Below are 20,968 nucleotides of genomic sequence, written 5' to 3'. Positions count from 1 at the left end.
AGAGAATCATGACAGATATTAATCTTAAAGGTGGAAAACTAAGTATTGAACAACTTAATACTATTTTTGAAACCATCCCCGTAGAATTCGATTTCATTGATGAAAATGATATCATTCGCTGGTCATCAGCTAATCGACATCGTTTATTCAAGCGAACTGATGCAGATCTAGGTAAACATGTGCTTGAGGTTCATCCCGGGCATAGTCAAAATCATGTTAAACAAGTACTTCATGATATGCATAGCGGAGACCGCGATTCAATTAGCATTATGATCAAACATCATGGTCAACCTATAAATATTGCCTTCTACGCCTTACGTGATGATCAAAATAAATACCTCGGATGTGTAGAGGTAACGCAAGACGTTAGTAAACAGCAAACAAAGGGATCCTTTTGGCGAAATATTATGCAAGTACTACATAAAAAATAAATCTAGTATACAATCGAGTAGGAGATAATTGATTAGTTCAATTATCGACCTCTCACACCACCGTACGTACGGTTCCGTATACGGCGGTTCGACAACTTAATCACATTGAATTGACTGGAGCGTCTTGGACATATTCATAAGTCCGAGTTGTTCCAGTTTTCTATTAGTTAGAGAATAGCTCAAGGTCTTACTATGTGCAGTTCGCCAGTAGCCCTTTCGGGTACTAGCGAAGACATATGCATCACGCTGGGACAGCCCCAACTTCTGTAAGTTAGTTACCTTAGTTTTAAACTTTTTCCATTGCTTCCAAATATACTGCCTTATTCGGACCCTCAACCACTTGTCAAGGCGTTGAATAAAGTTAGTTAGTTTCCCAATTGAGTAGTACTGAAGCCACCCACGCATTTTTCGATGAATTTCTTCAAACATTCTTGTCAGAGATATTCCACGATTACGTTTAGTTAATAACTTCAGTGCTTTCTTTACTCGTTGTTGCGATTGCTTAGCTGGACGGGCGTAGGCCCCATTGTGGTCTACACCTAACGAAAAGCCAAGAAACTTCAACCGTAGCGGGCTACCGACTTTGGTTTTATCTGGGTTCACTTTAACTTTCAAGCGCTTTTCTAGAAACTGGGTAATGCTTCGCATTACTCGTTCTCCGGCTCGTTGACTTTTAACATAGATGTTACAATCATCCGCATAGCGCACAAAGTGGTGACCACGTCTAGTCAACTCTTCGTCCAACTCATTTAGATAGATGTTCGCCAGTAGTGGTGACAATGGCCCTCCTTGTGGGGTTCCTTTTTCACTCTTAGCGAAAAGCCCATGGTCTAAGACTCCGCTAGTTAGAAACTTACGAATGAGTCTTAGTGTCCATGGGTCATCAATATATTGTTGGAGATACTAATCATCAAGTCATGATTAACGTTATCAAAATAGGCTTTTAGGTCTAAGTCGACAACTCTTCGATAACCTTGATTATAAAGATCTACTACTTTTGAAATAGCGTCATGGGCCCCACGGTGGGGACGGAAGCCAAAGCTATTATCAGAGAAAATACGCTCAAAGATAGGCGTAAGAATTTGGGCTACAGCTTGTTGAACCATTCGGTCCACCACCGTTGGTATTCCAAGTCTTCTTACTCCACCATTAGGCTTCGGAATTTCTACCCGTTTGACTGGAGCTGGTTTATACTTGCCCTCACGCAAACTAGCGATCAGTTCCGTCTTATTTTCTCTGAGATATGGCAGAAGGTCATTGACTGTCATATCGTCAACGCCTGCTGCTCCTTTATTTCTCTTAACTCGCAAATAAGCCTGATTAAGGTTATTGCGATCCAAGACCAGGTCTTGGATAGTGACACTCATACCTTTACCTTCACCATAACCGGTACTACGCGCCCTTGTGTACTTTCGGTTTTCCAAGCCTATCCTCGACAAGCGGTCAGCTTGTTGTTCTGTTTTCTGCGATTGTCGCACCTGATTACACCTCCGATATAAGTTACAAGTTATTGTCGTTCAGTCCTTCATCTGATTATTCAAATTACTATGACCTCGGCTGACTTCTGGCTTACTCAACACTGCATCACTGCACCGCTTGTTTCTGTGGAAATTAAACTTATTCCTCTTGTCGGAAACGTGTAGGCCAGATCTCCCCGGGTAAGAATATTAGCTTTCGTACCATGTCATCGTTAGCTTTACTGAGACTAACTTCGAGTAGTATTGGACTTCAACTTGTCTAGCAGCCTTATCCAGTTAATTCCAGCCTTATAGCTACTTCTTGTTCATCGATGCAGTACTTTGCCTTAGACTTCCTTCAGATTCCACCTCACGGTGGACACCCTTGTCCTCAGCTCATGGTTCCGACTACTACGGCCCATAGCGGACTTTCACCACCTAGCTAATACCCATGCCGGGCGCACAAGAAAGAGGAAATAATGGCTTACCTTTCCATTGTTTCCTCTTTTTTATTATCGTATTGCATTTGCAAAACATTACGACCCTGCTCAACCGTTTTTCCTGTTGCAACAAAGTGTAATTGTTGATAAAGCTTAATCGCCGGAATATTATCCTCAAAAACTGTCAGGACCAAATTTTCTAAACTACTATAAGTGTTAAACCAATATTCTGCTTCATCGACTAATAAGCGACCGATTCCGTTTCGCCAATACTTTTTCCGTACCACTACTCCTAGTTCACCAGTTGTCGGTTGATGATCTAATACCATTACAGTAACCATCCCCACAATCTCTTCGCCAAGCATCGCAAGTAAAATAACACAATCATCAAACTGATTTATTAAATCGATATTTTTTGCTTCTGCCTTTTCACTAATCTCATTTAGATGGGGAACTAATACCGCGTCACTTTCAGTTGCAGCTGCCCGTAAAAATTGCAAAACAGCCCCGGCATCCTCACTCGTTGCTAGCTTTATCGAAATGTCATCTGCCATTATTCCACCACGCTTTTTACAATTTGTTCAAAATGCTGTCCATGGGGTTCAAATTCCAGAATACGGGTATTATCATCATCTGTTCGCTTAAAGTGAATAGCTAAAAAGTCAGCTGGCAGTTCATCTTCAACAAATTCAGCCCATTCAACAACTGAAACTCCATCACCATCAAAGTATTCTTCAAGTCCGAGGTCTTCTGCTCCCCCATTTTCTAAGCGATATGCATCCATATGATATAAGGGGAGACGGCCATCTTGGTATTCATGAATAATTGTAAAAGTAGGACTTTTAATGATATCAGGAATTTCTAACCCTGCAGCCAATCCCTTGGTAAAAGTAGTCTTGCCTGCTCCTAAATCACCGTCTAAGACTAGCACATCCCCGGCAACTAATTGCTGACCAATTTTCTTTCCAAGAACAATTGTTGCGTCACGATTCGTTAACGTTAAGCTCTCCATAGTACTCTCTCCAAGTTTAAAATACTAGCCTTATTGTACCCATCTCATGTTTAAAAAGCAAAGGAAGTGGGACTAAACTCGCTTGCGAGTTTCTAGTCCCACTCCTTTTTCATCAATATTTACAATGCTTGTGCTGCGGTAATCATTGCAACCTTATAAGCATCATCCTCACTGCATCCCCGTGAAAGGTCTGCAATCGGTGCGTTAAGTCCTTGAAGAATAGGACCAACTGCTGTAAAACCACCAAATCGTTGCGCAATCTTGTAACCAATATTACCTGCTTCTAGACTTGGAAAAATAAAGACATTGGCATGACCAGCAACTTTTGAATCAGGGGCTTTAAGTTCACCTACTGATGGGACAACAGCGGCATCAAATTGTAGTTCACCATCAGCTGGTAAATCAGGATCTAATTCATGAACTAGCTTAGCGGCATCCGCAACCTTGGTAACCATCTCGCCCTTAGCAGAACCCTTAGTTGAAAAACTAAGAAGCGCAACCTTAGGATCAATTTCAAATAAGCGAGCTGTTTCTGCACTTTGAATTGCCACTTCAGCCATTGTTGGAGCATCCAATTCAATATTAATTGCACAATCAGCAAAGATGTAACGTTGATCGCCTTTAATCATAAGGAAAGCTCCACTAATTCGATGGGCACCAGGCTTAGTCTTAATGATTTGTAATGCAGGCCGAACAGTTGCCCCAGTCGAATGAACAGCACCAGAAACCATTCCATCAGCCTTTCCCATGTAAACAAGCATCGTTCCAAAGTAACTCACATCTTCAAGCATCTTTTGAATTTCTTCAGGAGCATTCTTCCCTTTACGCCGTTCCATTAATGAGTCAAACATTGCTTGCTTATCGTCTTCTGGATAAGTTGCTGGATCGATAATTTGAAGGCCAGCAAGATCAAAACCATTTTTACTTGCAACTTCTTTAATCGCTTCTTCATCACCAAGTAAAATTGGCTCTACTAAATTATCTTTCTTTAAGCGGACAGCAGCTCCTAAAATCCGCTTATCTTCACCTTCAGGGAAAACAATTGTCTTGTTTTGTCCCTTAATCTTTGCAGCAATCTCATCAAATAATTCCATAATGCAAGTACCTCCTTATGGTCACTAAACATTTTAAGGTTGTGACTAACAATCACATCTTTAACGATAATTTAGTTCGGCAGGCAGTTGCCAATCAATTGGCTGTTCTCCCATTGCCTGAAGTGCTTCGTTTGTTTTAGAAAATGGTCGAGACCCAAAGAATCCACGGTTAGCAGATAATGGACTCGGGTGAGCTGATTCAAGAACGATATTTGTCTTCGTATTAATTAACTGTTTCTTATTTCGAGCAGCTCGTCCCCACAAGATGAACACAACTGGTTTAGGACGTTCAGATAAAGCATGAATCGCCGCATCTGTTAATTGCTCCCAGCCATGTCCACGGTGAGAATATGCTTGCCCTGCTCGTACTGTCAAAACCGAATTTAACAACAGGACACCTTGATCAGCCCATTTCTTCAAATAGCCGTGATTTACCGGTGTACAACCTAAATCACTTTGCAATTCTTTGTAAATATTCTGTAATGAAGGCGGGACCGGTACCCCAGGCAGTACTGAAAAACTACACCCATGAGCTTGGTTTGGTCCATGATAAGGATCTTGACCAAGAATAACAACTTTAACCTTACTAAAAGGAGTCCATTCAAATGCTTCAAAAATATGATGCATTTCTGGATAGATCGTTTGATGGGTATATTCTTCTTTTAGGAAATTATGCAATTGCGCATAATACGCACTTTCAAACTGGGGCTTTAAAACTTCCCACCAGTCGTTATGAATTAATTGTTTCACGATTATAAGCACCTCGTCTATTATTTTAGCATAATTAAACATCATCATGGGATAAATTGGAAGCGTTTTTTAACTTAGAAGTTTCTTCACCAAATTTGCTAAGAAGCTGGTAAAATAAAAGGTAGATTATCAAAGAATGGTGGTGGCAAAGTGCGACAATTATATATTCGCGATCGTTCAAGTGATTTACATGGAACGACCGTCATTCGCGATAAGAATGGTAAATCGTGCTATCTTCTTGTCGGTAAGTGGGGAATGAGGTACGATGCCCTATCATTATATGCAATTGATGGAGCCTTATTAGCTGAAGCAAAGCAATTAACTCTTGGACTGTTACCCAAATTCGCATTATATGTTAATCGACAACGCGTTGGAACAATTGGGAAAGGTCTTGGGTTTGTTCAACAGGTTATTTATATACGCGGTATTAACTGGATCGTTGTTGGTTCACCATTGACAAGCCGTTATCGTGTTTTTTCCGGTAGTCACTTAGTTTTTTCAATTCAACCTGTTAAACTATCAAGCGGATATTGTCATGAATTAAAGATAAATAAAAAAGATGATGAACCGTTAGCAATTCTAATCGCTAGTATTCTCAACCATTGGGCTCGACGAAGTGAACAAGAACCTTTATTAGCACGATTAATGAAGCGTTCCCCTAATCTTAATACCAGCATGTCATTTTCAATTAGCAATCAGTTAAACTTAAACTGTAAAGGACATAGAAACAAATAGATTTTAAAGTGAAAAGCCTAGGTGAAAATTTGTGATTTTCATCTAGGCTTTTCGTTTTAATAATGTTTCATAATTCGTTCAATTTCACGGTTTTGTTCACGACGCTTAATTGCTTCACGTTTATCGTACTGGTGTTTACCTTTGGCTAGTCCTAATAAAACTTTTGCATAGCCGTGTTTAATATACATTTTCAAGGGAATAAGTGTAACTCCCTTATCCTGTAAGGCTCCTACAAGCTTATTGATTTCCTTTTTGTGCAATAGCAACTTGCGATTTCTTAATGGATCTTGATTGAAATAAGTCCCATTATCATACTCACTAATATGCACATTCATTAACCAAGCTTCACCGTTACGAACTTGGGCAAATCCATCTTTCAAATTAACCCGGTGAGCACGAACAGATTTTATCTCCGTCCCCGTTAAAACTAATCCTGCTTCAACGGTATCCGTGACAAAATAATCGTGACGTGCTTTTTTATTTTGCGCAATTAAATTGTCATTATTTTCTTGATGGGATTTTTTTGCCATAATATCCCTCCCCGCTCTTAATGGTGGCGACGAACGCCTTCATGATCACGTGAATTATTGTGGTGACGAGTTTGTCCCCGATTTATTTGACGATTATTTTGATGTCCGTTTTCTTGATGAGTGCGACGCCATTTTCCTTGAGTATTACGGTAATGGTTACCATTATTATTCTCATGACGGGAATTATTATTGGTACGTCCCTTGCGACCACGATACTCATCATTACGTGGAACCCGAATCTTTGTCTTTGGTGCCTCTTCAGGGTTAACAATTTCAAAGTCAACTTCACGAAGATCTTTATCTGCTCGAACTAACTTAACCTTAATTGGTTGCCCCATTTGGAAAATTCGATGAGAGTTTCGTCCGATTAGCGCCATGTGTTTTTCTGAATATTCATAATAATCATCCTTCATGACGCTAATATGAACTAACCCATCAACTGTATTTGGCAATTCGACGAACAAACCAAACTTCATTACTGAACTTACGACAGCATCAAAGGTTTCACCAACATGATCTTCCATGTATTCGGCTTTCTTCATACTGTCAACATCACGTTCTGTATCAATTCCCCGTCGTTCGGTAACGGAAGTATGTTCAGCAATTTCAGGAAGCTTGTCATGCCAATGATCCTTAGCTGATTCGTTTTTACCATGTTCTTCATACCACTTAATCAAGCGGTGAACTGTATCATCAGGGTATCGCCGAATTGGTGAAGTAAAGTGAGTGTAGTATTTAGCGCCTAAGCCAAAGTGACCTAGTTCTTCATCCAAGTATTTAGCTTGTTGCATACTACGTAACATCATCACTTGGACCATTTGTTCTTCAGGAGTACCAGCCACATCTTTTAATACTTTTTGAAGCATCCCTGGTTTAACATTTTTAATATCACCATGAACATCAATCCCAAACACAGCCAAAAAGTCCACAAATGACTTAATCCGGTCACTATCTGGTGTTTCGTGGATCCGATAAAGGAATGGAACACGTTCTTTGAAGTAGTGTTCAGCAACTGTTTCATTAGCAGCTAACATAAAGGATTCAATCATCCGTTCAGAAAGTCCCCGATTCCGTAGTTGAATATCAGTTGGGTGCCCCTTTTCATCCACAATAATCTTTGCTTCAGGAGCTTCAAAGTCAATAGCACCACGTTTTTTCCGATTTTTAAGCAATAATTTGTGAATCTCACCCATTGTCTCAAACATTGGAACGAGGTCTTCATATTGTTTCATCGTTTTAGCATCATGCGACTCCAAAATCTTATTAACTGCTTTATAAGTCATTCGGGCATGTGATTTCATAACACTTTGGAAGATTCGGTGATTAACGATCTTTCCTTGTTCATCAATCTCCATTTCACAACTCATGGCAAGACGCTCTTCACCCGGATTTAAGGAACAAATACCGTTAGAAAGCCGCTTAGGAAGCATTGGAACTACCCGATCAGTTAGATAAACAGATGTACCACGCTTAAATGCTTCTTGATCAAGCGGTGTACCTGGTTTTACATAGTGAGTAACATCAGCAATATGGACTCCAAGGTGGTAATGTCCATTATCCATCTTCCATGCTACCACTGCATCATCCAAGTCTTTTGATTCAATCGCATCAATGGTAACAAGTGGTTGGTCAGTAATATCTACCCGTCCCTTTTTTTCTTCTGGGAGAACATGAAGCGGAATCTTATTAGCTTGGTCCATCACTTCTTTAGGGAATTCATGAGGAACATCGTGAGCATAAATTACTGACATAATATCAATGCCCGGTTCATCTTTATCACCAATCACTTCAGTAACGGCACCCGTCATTACTTCTGGTGCTTCATCACTAGGATAAGTCTCAACAGTAGCTGTTACTACTTGGCCGTCAAGCGGTTTTAATCCCTTGTCCGTTACATAGAAATGATACTGCGATAATTTCTTATCTTTAAGCAAAATTTCGCCAATGTAATCATCACCAACAGTCTCTTGCTTGAATTCACCAACTACATTTTCATATTTATGTTCAACAATCCGGGTTACTTGACCTTCTGGACCCTGATCACTACCTGCTTTTGCTGGTCGTAATATTTTAACTTCTACTTGATCTCCATTTAATGCATGCAAAGTATGATCAGGATTAATATACATATCTGGAAGATCCGGGTCATAGTCTACAAAACCAAAGCCCTTATCGTTACCATGGAAAGTCCCAATAAGTGGTTGTTGTTTAATAACTGCCTCGAATTCGCCACGATCAGTTACTTGAACTTTTTTCTCTCGTTCCAATTGAGCAAGAGATTGAACAATCGGTGTAAAGTGCTCAGCATCATCCATTCCTAATTGGTGAGCAAGTTTTTCTGCTGAGTAACTCACACCTGCATTATCTGTTAAATGTGTTAATATTTTTTCTTTTAAATTATTTGTTGTCATTAGAAGACACCTCGAATAAATTTTGTAAATATTTTTCTACATCGGCAAATAATTGACGATGAGCGGTATTAACTGTTAATAAGTGAGTAGCGGTTGGGTAGTAATGATAATCAACTGCAACCCCATTTGCTTGTAATCTTGCTTTTAATTGCAGGCCAGATACTGGATCAATCATTTCATCCGCGCCTCCCTGTGCAATAAAGAAAGGTTGATGAATCTGATCTAATTGGTCACAAATTTGATGCGCCATTGTTTGAATTTGTGCTAGTTGTTTAGGGAGTTGCTCAGTCAATTTAGCAACCTTTTCCTTAGTGATTAAGGGGTTAATTTTTTGTTGACGATAATACTTTGCCGCAATTTTAGGAAAGTATTTCGGAACATTTGATTGTCCCCAGGTGGTAATTGGGGATGCAAAAACACCACCACCTAATAATTGCGGATCATTCTCAAGAGCCCTGGTGGCAAGTAAACCACCGAGCGATAAACCAAAAATTGCAATTTGATCAATTCCAGCATCGCGTAAACGAAAGATTGCCATCCGGGTATCATCCCACCAATCATCTGGACCATTGCTTTCTAGTACTTTTCGTGGATCACCGCCATGCCCACTCAAAAGCGGTGCGAAGACTGTATATCCTTGCCAATTGAGTTGACGTCCTAACATTCGAACATCATTCGTATTTCCTGTATATGCATGAAGCAAAATAACTCCACGACGTCCACTATGGGGAAAGAAAAAAGACTCACCAGTATACGTTATCACTACATCATCCCCTACACTCCAACCGTAGCGTCAAAAAAGCCTCCTGGAATCACAATAATTTCAGGAGGCACTTTAAATTTAATGTGACGAAACGTAAATCATCGCTAATGCCAGAATAAAGAAGAGTGCTCCACAAATTGTTGTAACAATCTGCATAACAGCTTCAAATCCCCGCGCTTTACGACGTGAGAATAAGTCACCCGCACCACCTGTCAAAGCTGACATTGCATCATTATCGTTTTTTGCTGGTTGCATCATTACACACGCAATTAATACAACGCAATCAATTAAGAATAAAGTCATTAATGTGTTATACAAGGATTTTTCCTCCTAATACTTTCACGCTTTTATCCTAATTATCATATCATATTTATTGTTCTATTGCTATCCTTGTGCATAATGCGCGGCTCGACTTATCTCATGGTAAGCTTGTCTGGTAGTCGCTGAATTAGCACGTAAAATTAATGTATCGCCCGCTTGCAGCTTTGTTTGGCCATTCGGAATAATTTTTTCTTCTCCCCGATAAATAACCATCACAATACAATCAGTTGGCCATGGAAAATCTTTTATTTTACAACCATCTAACCGTGCTCCAGCATAAATGGTAATCGACATCGTAACATCCTCTTTATGGCGTGCTGGTTGCGGATTGTTTCCAATAAAAGCATTAAACATCGCTGTATATACTGGTTCGCCATGTAACGCATCTACAACGAGATAGGCTACCACGGCTACTAAGGCTAATGGCATTAAATGTGCAAGTGAGCCAACCATTTCAGTAATTAATAAAATAGCAGTAAATGGCGCCTTGCTAATACATGCAAAGTAGCCTGCCATTCCATAGATAATAAAATTCGGTAAATATCGAACTGGCATTAATCCCAAGCGAACCATTAACGCACAATAAACCGCGCCCAAAATAGCACCAAGAGTTAAAATTGGCAAGAATATCCCACCTGGTAATTGCGAACCATAACTAATCATTGAAAATACAAAGCGAAGGACAAAAAGCCCCACAAAAAGCGCTAAAGAAAATGGTAAGGAACGCAAAATAATAATTAATTTATTTCCTCCGCCCAGTGTGATTGGAAAATACCAGGCAATGGGAATAACCAGCAAAAACGGAATAATTGGGTAGGCGATCGGGGACAGTTTAGGAATCCGTGCCATCCAACCATTCAAATGCAAAATAACAACTTGGTAAAGGCGCCCTAAAATACCTAATAAAATACCAAGTGCGATCAAGTGCCAATAAAGATTATTAGGAAGCATATGATTATAGGGAACATTCAAAACCGGCCGTAAGCCAAAGAACTGCATTGAAACCATATTTGAACAAAGCGAACTCACAAATGTTGCCAACCAAATTACCGGTGAAAAATTATGATACACTTCTTCCAAAATAAAGATCGTCGCAGCGATTGGCGCATTGAAGGCTGCAGATAGCCCTGCCGCGGCCCCACTTGCAATCCCTATTTGACGATTAAGTTGTCCTACTTTGGCTTTTTCCTCTACTCCTTGCCCAATAGTTGCCCCAAGTTGAATTGATGGTCCTTCACGTCCGAGGTATAATCCGGATCCAATAGCGAAAATCCCGCCAAGAAATTTCCGCCATAACACTGGCCACCATTTTTCATCAAACTGATTAGTCAATTGTCCTTCAACCTGCGGAATCCCTGAACCTTTTATATCAGGATAGGATTGAGCTAACCATCCTAACAATAATGCTAAAATAATTGATCCAATCGTCCATGGTATTAGCCATAATGGATGAGAATGAAAATATACAAAACTTGCTGTTACTAATTGTAAAAAGTGTTGAATTATAAGCCTAAATACACTAACTACTAAACCAGTCAATATTCCAATAATGATCGCCCGAATTAGTTGATTGAACTGATTATAGCGATGAAATGCCTCTTTTCTACTCTCCATTGTTCTTCTCCAATTTATTAAAAGTCTACATGCAATTGTACTACATGAGCTTAGTGAGACGAAATTAATTTAAAAAGAAATAAGAAGACAGGGATTTTTCCTAGCTTCTTATTTATCTTATGCTTTTTCATTTTTAAAACCATGCCGAACAAGGTATACTGCGACTGCTAGAATCAACACTGCAGCACCAACAATAACCGAAACTCGTGTGTCAGGATTAATAAACATAAAGATGACAATCACAATCAGCATGATAAATGCAAAGTAATTCGAAAATGGATATAGCGGTAATTTAAATGGGTGATCAACCACTAAGTCTTTATTATTACGACGGAACCGTAATTCTGCTAGTAAAATTACAAACCATGGAATCATTCCAGGTAAAACAGAAGAACTGAAGACAACCACGAACATATCAGCAGTTGAGTGGTTATAAGTTGCCGAAATCATATCAATAATAAAGCCAATCAAAATACCACTGGAAATACCAAGGATAGCAGCATCGGGAACGATCCGTTTTGAAAGACGACCAAAAATCTTAGGAGCATCACCCTCATGCGATAACTTAAACAGCATCCGACTTGAACTATAAATACCTGAATTGGCACCTGATAAAGCAGCGGTTAAAACCACAAAGTTAATAATTGAGGCTGCAGCTGTAATTCCGACCTTAGCAAAAGTAGATACAAATGGTGATCCAACACTGCTTAATTCATTCCAAGGATAAATTGTTACAATTACAAAAATTGCACCAACATAGAAAATCAAAATCCGGAATAAAACAGACTTAACAGATTTGACAATTGCTTTTTGCGGATTTGCTACTTCACCGGCAGAAATTCCTAGCAATTCAATTCCCTCATAAGATCCAACAATAATTGACATTGAGAAGAAGAAACCACTCCAGCCACCAGTGAAGAATCCACCATGAGACCAAAGATTGCTGAAACCAGTTGGATGACCGCCATTACCAAATCCAAAGAAGATAATCATAAATCCAAGTAAAATCATAAAGATAATAGTAATAACTTTGATCATCGCAAACCAAAATTCAAGGGATCCATATGCCTTTGCACTTGCTAAATTAGCGAGGACCAGGAAAATAATAATAACAACTCCGGCTACCCAAGTATGAAGGTGGGGCCACCAATATTTAAGATATTCAGTCGCAGCTACTACTTCGGACATCCCGACAACAATATATTCAAACACGTTAGCCCATTTAGCAAGATATCCAGCTACTGGATGAACATATTCAGTTGCATAATCTGCAAAAGAACCTGTTCCAGGATTAATGTAAATCATCTCTCCTAATGCTCTCATAACAATATATAAAATTAAGCCAACAAACGCATATGCGAGGATAACAGATGGCCCTGTCCACTTGATTGTAGATGTTGATCCCATAAACAGTCCAACACCAATCGCTCCACCAAGGGAAATCATTTCCATCTGACCAGCAGTCATCGAACGATTAAGTTCTGGTGCCGATTTTTTCATTTGTATCAGTATCCTTTCATTGTATTTAACTCTTAAAGATTATATTATATTTCATACTAAATTCCAACGCTTCTTTCTCATTATTTTTTAATATAAATGATGTAATCGTTTTTAAGCTTAATTAAATAATTTGTAACTAAAAAGGGAATGGGACTAAGCTCACTTGCAAGTTTTTAGTCCTATTCCCGCAAGGATAGACAGGGATTCTGAGCGTTAATAAATCAACGTTCATAATCCAGCCAGCTACTGCGTTTTGGCAATTTACACTTTAAAATAACAAAGAGATTGGGGAATAACCTCCTCGACAAGGCGGTTGGCTAAGCTAGGACGATGATTAGCACGGCACGAGCTGATTATCGTTCGTACTTAAACTCGAGCCTTGTGGCAACGCGAAGCTAGTTCCACATTATCTTACTATTGTTCATAAAAGCAGTTGAGGCTGAGAGAAAACAAAAGTTTTCTCTCAGCCTCTTTTTTGCTTTTTAACTAATGCTTAAAATTAACGATTTTCGATGTCTTGACGAGCTTGTTGACTCAAGTTGTAGAATGAGTGAATACCCTTGTATTGAGCAACATCACCAAGTTGATCTTCAATCCGCATTAATTGGTTGTACTTAGCAAGACGGTCAGTCCGGCTCATAGAACCAGTCTTGATTTGTCCAGCGTTTGTAGCAACAACCAAGTCAGCGATAGTAGTGTCTTCAGTTTCACCAGAACGGTGTGAAACGATGGCAGTGTAACCAGCTTCCTTAGCCATTTCGATAGCTTCAACAGTTTCAGTTAAAGTACCAATTTGGTTAAGCTTGATTAAGATTGAGTTAGCAGCACCCATTTGGATACCCTTCTTCAAGTAATCGGTGTTAGTTACAAAGAAGTCATCACCAACAAGTTGAACCTTCTTGCCTAACTTATCAGTAATAGTTACCCAGTCATCCCAGTTGTTTTCATCAATTGGGTCTTCAACAGATACTACTGGATACTTTTCAATAATACCGGATAAGTAGTTAATCCATTCTTCAGTGGTGTATTCTTCACCAGTTGACCAACGAAGCTTGTACTTCTTGTCTTCGTCGTTCCATAATTCTGAAGCGGCAACGTCAAAGGCAATGGCAATGTCCTTACCTGGCTTGTAACCAGCATCTTCAATAGCCTTGATTAAGTATTCGAATGGTTCTTCGTTGTTAGCAAAGTCAGGAGCAAATCCACCTTCGTCACCAACAGAGGTTACTTTACCAGCAGCTTCCAATTCCTTCTTCAAGGCGTGGAAAGTTTCAGAACCCCAACGAATAGCTTCACGTACAGTTGGTGCACCAACTGGCATAATCATGAATTCTTGGAAGTCAACCTTGTTATCTGAGTGAGCACCACCGTTAATAACGTTCATCATTGGTGTTGGCAATACATGAGCGTTGAAACCACCAAGGTAGTTGTAAAGAGGTACTTGTAATTCGTCAGCAGCAGCCCGAGCAGCAGCTAATGAAACAGCTAAAATAGCGTTAGCACCTAACTTACCCTTGTTTGGAGTACCGTCTAACTTAATCATTGCCTTATCGATAGCGATTTGGTCAGTAACTTCCATCCCTACGATTTCCTTAGCAATAATGTTGTTTACGTTTGAAACAGCCTTTAAAACACCCTTGCCGCCAAAACGGTTCTTGTCGCCGTCACGTAATTCAACAGCTTCGTGTTCACCAGTTGAAGCACCTGAAGGAACGATACCGCGGCCTACACCACCGGCTTCTGTGTAAACTTCTGCTTCAACTGTTGGGTTACCACGTGAATCAAGGACTTCACGTGCATAAATATCTGTAATGAGTGACATTTGATGAATCTCTCCTCTGTCATTTATTTGGAAAGCAATTCCACTTAACATTGTATTATTTTACACAATTAAAAACAAGCATTTAACCGCCTAATGGTGAACTAATTGTAAAAATGTTTCTGGATTTAAGCTCGCCGCTCCGACTAAAACACCATCAATATCATTTTTTGCCATTAGTGCATTGATATTAGAAGTTGTCACACTTCCTCCATAGAGAATTCGAACATTATTTGCAACTTCATCGCCATACATATCACTAATTGTCTGGCGAATAAGGTAACAACCTTCCGCCGCTTGTTCTGGATCAGCACTCTCGCCTGTTCCAATCGCCCAACTTGGTTCATAAGCAACCGTAACATGACAAATTTCGTCATTGGTCAATCCATGAAGGTCAGCGAGAATTCGACTCACCACCCAATGAACTTTCTTTCCAGCAACTCGTCGACGCATGGTATCATCACAACAAACAATCGGACATAACCCATTTACTAATGCTGCCTTCACTTTTTTATTAATTAATTCATCAGTCTCATTAAAGTAAGTTCGGCGTTCAGAATGGCCTAAAATCACATGATGGATTCCTGCCTGGTATAAAGCATATGGACTTGTTTCACCAGTATAGGCTCCCTCATTCTTATAGTAGCAGTTTTCTGCCATTATTTTTAACGGGGATTCTTCAGCCGCTTTAACCATTGGTACTAAACAAAGAGTAGGAGCAGCAATTGCTGTTTCAAGTTGGTCGGCAGGCGGAAGCTGATTTTTTACTTTTTCGATAAAAGAGACAGCTTCTTGTACATCCTTATGCATTTTCCAATTACCAGCAATAATCGGTACTCTCATTATTGACCCCCCCCCCCTATCTACTATTTTATTGTTAATACCAAGATACGGTAAGAGGCTGAGAAAAGCAAAAGTTTTTTCAGCCTCTTATATAAGATTTATAACATAGTAGTTAAACATTAATTATTTGTCAGAAATTGCGGCAATTCCAGGCAATTCGTTACCTTCAAGGTAAGTTAATGATGCACCACCACCAGTTGAAATGTGAGTAAGCTTATCAGCAACACCCAATTCCTTAACAGCGGCAGTTGAGTCTCCACCACCAACAATTGTTGTAGCATCTGTTAATGTACCAAGGAATTTACCAATTTCAAGCGTACCCTTAGCAAAGTTTGGCATTTCAAACACACCCATTGGTCCATTCCAAACAACAGTCTTGGCATCTTTTAATACGTTCTTGAACTCTTCAACAGACTTAGGACCGATATCAAGAGCCATCCAACCGTCGTCAATATCACCTTCAACAACCTTTGTATCAGCATCATTGTTGAACTTATCAGCTACTACATTATCAATTGGCAATACAAGCTTGTCGCCAGCTTTATCTAAGATTTGCTTAGCAACGTCAATCTTGTCTTTTTCAACAAGTGAGTTACCAACTTTGATTCCCTTAGCAGCGTAGAATGTATAAGCCATTCCACCACCGATAATAATCTTGTCTGCTTTGTCAAGAAGGTTATCAATAACACCAATCTTATCAGAAACCTTTGCACCACCAAGGATGGCAACAAATGGACGTTCAGGATTATCTACTGCGTCACCTAAGAACTTGATTTCCTTTTCCATCAAGTAACCAGCTGCTGCTTTGCCTGGCATGTTAATAGCAATACCGACATTAGAAGCATGCTTACGGTGAGCTGTACCAAAAGCATCATTTACAAATACATCACCAAGAGAAGCCCAGTACTTACCTAATTCAGGATCATTACCAGATTCACGCTTTACATATTCGCCATCCTTAACATCTTCGTAACGGGTGTTTTGAACAAGTAAAACATCACCATTCTTCATGTTATCGATAGCATCTTCTAATTGCTTACCTTCAGTAACTGGAACAAATGTTACTGGCTTGTTTAGTAAGTTAGAAAGACGTTCTGCAACTGGACGAAGTGAAAGTCCAGGCTTGTCTTCTTCTTTTTTAATTCGGCCAAGGTGTGAGAATAAGATTGCCCGACCACCATGGTCAATAACATATTTAATTGTTGGTAAAGCCGCAACAATTCGATTGTCGTCACCAACAACACCGTCTTTAATTGGAACATTAAAGTCAACACGCATTAATACTTTCTTGCCTTCTAAAGGAAGGTCTTCAACAGTTAATTTAGCCATTGTATTATGTCTCCTCTTCTCTTGATAAAAAAAGCGGGCGGAGTAGTCCTCCTCCCACCTTAATCAAATTAGTTTAATTTTACTTCAAATTAAAGAGTAGCAAAGTGAAGTAAAGTCCGGATCATGTTGCTAGTGAAACCGTATTCGTTGTCATACCAAGCAACAGTCTTAACTAATTGTGAACCATCGTCACCCTCCATAATTTCAGTTTGGGAAGGATCGAATACTGAACCGTATGTTGAACCGATAATATCAGTTGAAACAATTTCATCTTCAGTGTAACCGAATGCTGGGTTAGTAGCCTTCTTCATAGCATCGTTGATTTGGTCAACAGTAACCTTCTTGTCTAAGATTGAAACAAGTTCAGTTAATGAACCATCAACAACACCAACACGTTGTGCGTGACCTGAAAGCTTACCGTTTAATTCAGGAATAACTAAACCAATAGCCTTAGCAGCACCACTTGAGTGAGGAATAGTGTTTACACTTGCAGTACGGTTGTTACGCATCTTCTTACCACGAGGGCCATCAAGAATAGCTTGAGTAGAAGTAAATGCGTGGATAGTAGTCATAGTACCAACCTTAACACCAAATTCGTCATTTAAAACCTTAGCCATTGGTGCCAAGCAGCTAGTAGTACATGAACCAGCTGATACGATAATGTCATCCTTAGTCAAAGTATCAAGGTTAACACCAGGAACAACAGTTGGGATGTTACCAGCAGGTGCTGAAATCAATACACGCTTTGCACCAGCGTCAATGTGTGCTTGTGACTTTTCAGCAGAAGTGTAGAAACCAGTACATTCAAGAACAAAGTCAACACCATCGTTCTTTACCCAAGGAATGTTACGAGCATCGCGTTCAGCGTATACAGGGTATTCCTTACCATCAACAACAATACCAGTATCAGTAGATGTAACTTCACCTGGGAACTTACCATGAGTTGAGTCATACTTAAGTAAGTAAGCCAACATAGAAGGAGTAGTCAAATCGTTGATTGCAACAACTTCAATATCATTTGTGTTAAGTTCGTGAATCCGACGAAATGCTAAACGACCAATACGGCCAAAACCGTTAATACCAATTTTTACAGTCATACTGCAAATTCCTCCTTTAGGAAAAAACATAATTAGTGTACTTGCTTAGTTTATCACATTACATCAGCATCGCAACTCTCAACCATTGTAAGTGACGCAGTGGTAAGGTCTAAGCAATAGTACAACTCCTACGATACTTATGATACCATCTTCAAAAAAATTGTCTATTCAATCACAACATTTTTCTGATGTAAGCGTTATTTTAATTAAATTTTTCAAATAATGCTTGCAATTCCTTTTTGTTTAAGATAACATAATATTTGTTGACGCGCCCTTAGTGTAATGGATCGCACGTGAGATTCCGGTTCTCGAGATCCGAGTTCGACTCTCGGGGGGCGCATTTTTTATGCGGCTGTTGAAATTTTTCAACAGCCTTTTTTCGTTTCTAAGATATCCCATTGCCACAAAGATGTTAATTTCCCCTCACCTTTTTGACAATTCAAAAAAGATCTCCATCATTCGAAATTGATCGAATAATTGGAGATCTTTTTATTTATAACTTTACTTTAATTTTGAATTATTTTCCATTACACCATCAAGTAAGCCGTAATCTACTGCTTCTTGTGCTGTCAAGTAATGATCACGTTCAGTATCAGCCTGGATCTTTTCGATAGGTTGACCAGAATTCTTAGCAAGGATACCGTTAAGCATCTTCCGTGTTTTCAAAATTTCAGTAGCAGCAATTTCGATTTCAGTCTGTTGACCTTGAGCTCCACCAGATGGTTGGTGAATCAAAACTTGTGAGTGTGGTAATCCAAAACGCTTACCCTTAGCACCAGATGATACTAATACACTGGCCATAGAAGCAGCCATTCCAATTACAATAGTTTGAACATCAGCCTTAATAAAGTTCATAGTGTCATAAATTGCCATTCCTGAGGTAACAACCCCACCAGGTGAATTGATGTATAAGTAAATATCTTTAGTTGAATCTTGCGCATCAAGGAATAAAAGTTGCGCAACAATTGAATTTGCCATTTCGTCTTCAATTGGACCAGAGAGCATAATAATACGGTCCTTCAGAAGCCGTGAGTAGATGTCATAAGCACGTTCACCACGAGATGATTGCTCAATGACAGTAGGTACTAAATTCATGATATGGCCTCCTTAATAAATTAGCACTCGTTAGTCTTATATGCTAACGGATAATAATACTATACTCGATTGGTCAAAAAAGGTCAAATGTTTTAACTATTATTTAACATTTTTTCGCAAAATATTTTTAACTATCATAAATTAAACCAAAAAACAAGGCTAAAAATTCTTTAAGACCTTGTTTTAGTGAAAATTTAATTCTTTTTGTCAGAATCGGCAATCTTTTCAGCACGACGCTCAGCAATAAAAATATAAACTAATAAGATAAATGCTAACGCTGAAGCAGTATATAAAACCATATTACTTGCAAGCCAGCCATATTTAGCTACCAAAATACCAATTAAAGCAGTTGCTAAAGTTTCACCAAAAATGTATTGGAAAAAGCCCATAAATCCAGTTGATGAACCTACTGCAAATTTAGGAACTGCTTCATTAACCATTAATCCAACCAATGTTAATGGGGCGTAAATTAAAGTTCCCATAATAAAAAGAACACTTACGATCAAAATGTGACTGGTACTAAAGAAATACGTTGTCAAGCAAATAAATAAACCAATTACACATAAAATACAAACAATAGCTCGACGTCCCTTTAATGCATCGGAAATCGCTCCCATAATAATTACTCCAGGGACCGCCGCAAGTTCAAAAATACCCACTAACCATTTTGCAAAATTAGTCGTAAAGCCCTTTGATTCTACAAGATAGCTTGGAATCCAACTCATTATCCCGTAGCGAACTAAGTACAAGGACATTGATGTTAGAGTAATGGCCCATACAACTTTATTCGTCAAAATATATTTAACAAAAATTTGTGGTAAAGTCAGACTCGTCTCTTCTGAATCAGACTCAGTTCCGTTTTCTAAAACAACTTCATCCCCAGTATATTCAGAAATACTTGGCAACCCAACACTAACAGGTCTATCAGCACCAACTAATAATACAAAGGCCGCAATAATCAACGAAACCACTGATGATGTATAAAAGACAGCAGAAATAGAACCAGAAAACATGAACGTTGCTAATTGTACAACGGCAACACAAGCAAAGGCTCCAGCATTATGTGTGGAAGACCAAATCGAGTAAATTGCTCCCCGGTGTTTCTTTCCCCACCATAATTGAACAGAACGTTGACATGCCGCTGCTCCCATCCCTTGAGCAATCGACATAATTAACATTAGAAGCATCATCATATATAGGCTACGAGTAGAGCCTAAGCCAAAGTTAAGCAGTGCAGAAATAACCAATCCAGTTGCTAAATAACGGTTAGTATTACTTTTATCACTTAATGCTCCCATAAATAATTTTGAAATCCCATAACCAATTCCAAAACACGAAAGCACCATTCCGATATCAGCCGTGGTAAAACCATACTGCTTCATAATTTCATTTTGTTCGGTTGTGAAAATTAAACGAATAATATAATAGCCAATGTAACCGATACAAATTGCAAGCAATACTCCTAACTGATGCCAACGATACGAACTTTCAACCTTATCAGCAGGAACCTTTTTCTTCGCCACTGGAGCTGGTTTTAAAAACTCAAGCATACTATCACCTCTTTTATAAATGACACCTTATGTAAGCGCTTACTTATATTTTAACATACAAAATATCGCATTAGTGTATAAAACATTAAAACGTTACTTTTAAAAGAGTCATCTTATTAATTGATGTTTTAGTTTTTTCTTTTTATTAAAAAATAAAAGCTATGCACTGAATTGCAT

The 20,968-nt window shown here is 39.0% G+C and carries 18 protein-coding genes, 1 tRNA gene and 1 pseudogene; 3 read left to right on the top strand and 17 right to left on the bottom strand.

Annotated elements, in window-relative coordinates; translation table 11 throughout:
- Positions 1-8: 8 nt before the first annotated feature.
- Entirely contained in the window at positions 9-431 is a 423-nt protein-coding gene (locus SH603_RS03270) for a PAS domain-containing protein (protein ID WP_065532669.1), read from the top strand.
- 96 nt (positions 432-527) lie between these two features.
- Here the strand turns inward: SH603_RS03270 and ltrA are convergent.
- The 5 genes and pseudogenes from ltrA to SH603_RS03245 all read right to left on the bottom strand — a co-directional run bounded on the left by ltrA (position 528) and on the right by SH603_RS03245 (position 5,184).
- Positions 528-1,909 (bottom strand): annotated as a pseudogene (gene ltrA, locus SH603_RS03265) (group II intron reverse transcriptase/maturase).
- Positions 1,910-2,372: 463 nt separating this feature from the next.
- Positions 2,373-2,882, bottom strand: a complete 510-nt coding sequence (locus SH603_RS03260) for a GNAT family N-acetyltransferase (protein WP_169473830.1) — start codon at positions 2,880-2,882, stop codon at positions 2,373-2,375.
- The gene (gene tsaE / locus SH603_RS03255; protein ID WP_153702186.1) at positions 2,882-3,340 is read right to left on the bottom strand and encodes a tRNA (adenosine(37)-N6)-threonylcarbamoyltransferase complex ATPase subunit type 1 TsaE; all 459 of its coding nucleotides are present in this window, start codon (positions 3,338-3,340) and stop codon (positions 2,882-2,884) included. The genes SH603_RS03260 and tsaE overlap by 1 nt, the downstream gene beginning before the upstream one ends.
- Positions 3,341-3,459: 119 nt before the next feature.
- The gene (pta, locus tag SH603_RS03250) at positions 3,460-4,434 is read right to left on the bottom strand and encodes a phosphate acetyltransferase (protein ID WP_169473502.1); all 975 of its coding nucleotides are present in this window, start codon (positions 4,432-4,434) and stop codon (positions 3,460-3,462) included.
- Positions 4,435-4,494: 60 nt separating this feature from the next.
- Positions 4,495-5,184: a uracil-DNA glycosylase gene (locus SH603_RS03245; protein WP_321534077.1), complete on the bottom strand. Its 690-nt coding sequence runs from the start codon at positions 5,182-5,184 to the stop codon at positions 4,495-4,497.
- A 150-nt stretch (positions 5,185-5,334) separates the two neighbouring features.
- On the opposite strand from SH603_RS03245, the gene SH603_RS03240 reads away from it, so the two are divergent.
- Positions 5,335-5,919: an LURP-one-related/scramblase family protein gene (locus SH603_RS03240; protein WP_169471426.1), complete on the top strand. Its 585-nt coding sequence runs from the start codon at positions 5,335-5,337 to the stop codon at positions 5,917-5,919.
- Between the two features lie 56 nt (positions 5,920-5,975).
- Here SH603_RS03240 and smpB read toward each other — a convergent pair whose 3' ends face one another.
- The 10 genes from smpB to gap all read right to left on the bottom strand — a co-directional run bounded on the left by smpB (position 5,976) and on the right by gap (position 18,146).
- Complete coding sequence (smpB, locus tag SH603_RS03235; RefSeq protein ID WP_169471427.1) at positions 5,976-6,449, bottom strand: SsrA-binding protein SmpB; 474 nt, start codon at positions 6,447-6,449, stop codon at positions 5,976-5,978.
- Between the two features lie 17 nt (positions 6,450-6,466).
- A complete protein-coding gene (gene rnr, locus SH603_RS03230) occupies positions 6,467-8,860 on the bottom strand; it encodes a ribonuclease R (RefSeq protein WP_321534076.1) in 2,394 nt (797 codons plus the stop codon).
- Entirely contained in the window at positions 8,847-9,623 is a 777-nt protein-coding gene (locus SH603_RS03225; RefSeq protein WP_169471429.1) for an alpha/beta hydrolase, read from the bottom strand. The genes rnr and SH603_RS03225 overlap by 14 nt, the downstream gene beginning before the upstream one ends.
- Before the next feature lie 78 nt (positions 9,624-9,701).
- Positions 9,702-9,941 carry a preprotein translocase subunit SecG gene (gene secG, locus SH603_RS03220; protein ID WP_003667480.1) on the bottom strand — a complete coding sequence of 80 codons (240 nt, stop codon included), beginning with the start codon at positions 9,939-9,941 and terminating at the stop codon, positions 9,702-9,704.
- A gap of 66 nt (positions 9,942-10,007) precedes the next feature.
- Positions 10,008-11,558, bottom strand: a complete 1,551-nt coding sequence (locus SH603_RS03215; protein ID WP_153702184.1) for a ClC family H(+)/Cl(-) exchange transporter — start codon at positions 11,556-11,558, stop codon at positions 10,008-10,010.
- A gap of 117 nt (positions 11,559-11,675) precedes the next feature.
- On the bottom strand, positions 11,676-13,058 hold the full coding sequence (locus SH603_RS03210) for an amino acid permease (protein WP_169472686.1): 1,383 nt from the start codon (positions 13,056-13,058) through the stop codon (positions 11,676-11,678).
- A 499-nt stretch (positions 13,059-13,557) separates the two neighbouring features.
- On the bottom strand, positions 13,558-14,880 hold the full coding sequence (eno, locus tag SH603_RS03205) for a phosphopyruvate hydratase (RefSeq protein ID WP_003666443.1): 1,323 nt from the start codon (positions 14,878-14,880) through the stop codon (positions 13,558-13,560).
- Between the two features lie 90 nt (positions 14,881-14,970).
- Positions 14,971-15,720 carry a triose-phosphate isomerase gene (gene tpiA, locus SH603_RS03200; RefSeq protein ID WP_003667474.1) on the bottom strand — a complete coding sequence of 250 codons (750 nt, stop codon included), beginning with the start codon at positions 15,718-15,720 and terminating at the stop codon, positions 14,971-14,973.
- 123 nt (positions 15,721-15,843) lie between these two features.
- Positions 15,844-17,049 carry a phosphoglycerate kinase gene (locus tag SH603_RS03195; RefSeq protein WP_321534075.1) on the bottom strand — a complete coding sequence of 402 codons (1,206 nt, stop codon included), beginning with the start codon at positions 17,047-17,049 and terminating at the stop codon, positions 15,844-15,846.
- Positions 17,050-17,138: 89 nt separating this feature from the next.
- Positions 17,139-18,146, bottom strand: a complete 1,008-nt coding sequence (gene gap / locus SH603_RS03190; RefSeq protein ID WP_003666436.1) for a type I glyceraldehyde-3-phosphate dehydrogenase — start codon at positions 18,144-18,146, stop codon at positions 17,139-17,141.
- A gap of 268 nt (positions 18,147-18,414) precedes the next feature.
- On the opposite strand from gap, the gene SH603_RS03185 reads away from it, so the two are divergent.
- Positions 18,415-18,486 (top strand) — tRNA-Arg (locus tag SH603_RS03185).
- A gap of 161 nt (positions 18,487-18,647) precedes the next feature.
- Here SH603_RS03185 and clpP read toward each other — a convergent pair.
- Together clpP and SH603_RS03175 are read right to left on the bottom strand one after the other, a co-directional pair.
- Positions 18,648-19,241: an ATP-dependent Clp endopeptidase proteolytic subunit ClpP gene (gene clpP / locus SH603_RS03180; protein ID WP_003666435.1), complete on the bottom strand. Its 594-nt coding sequence runs from the start codon at positions 19,239-19,241 to the stop codon at positions 18,648-18,650.
- 194 nt (positions 19,242-19,435) lie between these two features.
- Positions 19,436-20,791 (bottom strand): MFS transporter, encoded by a 1,356-nt coding sequence (locus SH603_RS03175; RefSeq protein WP_169472683.1) that lies wholly within the window; start codon positions 20,789-20,791, stop codon positions 19,436-19,438.
- Between the last annotated feature and the right edge of the window lie 177 nt (positions 20,792-20,968).

This window comes from Limosilactobacillus reuteri (assembly GCF_034259105.1).
GTDB lineage: Bacteria > Bacillota > Bacilli > Lactobacillales > Lactobacillaceae > Limosilactobacillus > Limosilactobacillus reuteri_G.
The sequence above is the reverse complement of the archived record's forward strand: the minus strand, read 5'-3'. Positions and strand labels throughout refer to the sequence as shown.

Coding starts and splice junctions, on each gene's coding strand:
- SH603_RS03270 (WP_065532669.1), top strand. CDS start 9: ATGACAGATATTAATCTTAAAGGTGGAAAACTAAGTATTGAACAACTT.
- SH603_RS03260 (WP_169473830.1), bottom strand. CDS start 2,882: ATGGCAGATGACATTTCGATAAAGCTAGCAACGAGTGAGGATGCCGGG.
- tsaE (WP_153702186.1), bottom strand. CDS start 3,340: ATGGAGAGCTTAACGTTAACGAATCGTGACGCAACAATTGTTCTTGGA.
- pta (WP_169473502.1), bottom strand. CDS start 4,434: ATGGAATTATTTGATGAGATTGCTGCAAAGATTAAGGGACAAAACAAG.
- smpB (WP_169471427.1), bottom strand. CDS start 6,449: ATGGCAAAAAAATCCCATCAAGAAAATAATGACAATTTAATTGCGCAA.
- rnr (WP_321534076.1), bottom strand. CDS start 8,860: ATGACAACAAATAATTTAAAAGAAAAAATATTAACACATTTAACAGAT.
- SH603_RS03215 (WP_153702184.1), bottom strand. CDS start 11,558: ATGGAGAGTAGAAAAGAGGCATTTCATCGCTATAATCAGTTCAATCAA.
- SH603_RS03210 (WP_169472686.1), bottom strand. CDS start 13,058: ATGAAAAAATCGGCACCAGAACTTAATCGTTCGATGACTGCTGGTCAG.
- eno (WP_003666443.1), bottom strand. CDS start 14,880: ATGTCACTCATTACAGATATTTATGCACGTGAAGTCCTTGATTCACGT.
- tpiA (WP_003667474.1), bottom strand. CDS start 15,720: ATGAGAGTACCGATTATTGCTGGTAATTGGAAAATGCATAAGGATGTA.
- SH603_RS03195 (WP_321534075.1), bottom strand. CDS start 17,049: ATGGCTAAATTAACTGTTGAAGACCTTCCTTTAGAAGGCAAGAAAGTA.
- gap (WP_003666436.1), bottom strand. CDS start 18,146: ATGACTGTAAAAATTGGTATTAACGGTTTTGGCCGTATTGGTCGTTTA.
- clpP (WP_003666435.1), bottom strand. CDS start 19,241: ATGAATTTAGTACCTACTGTCATTGAGCAATCATCTCGTGGTGAACGT.
- SH603_RS03175 (WP_169472683.1), bottom strand. CDS start 20,791: ATGCTTGAGTTTTTAAAACCAGCTCCAGTGGCGAAGAAAAAGGTTCCT.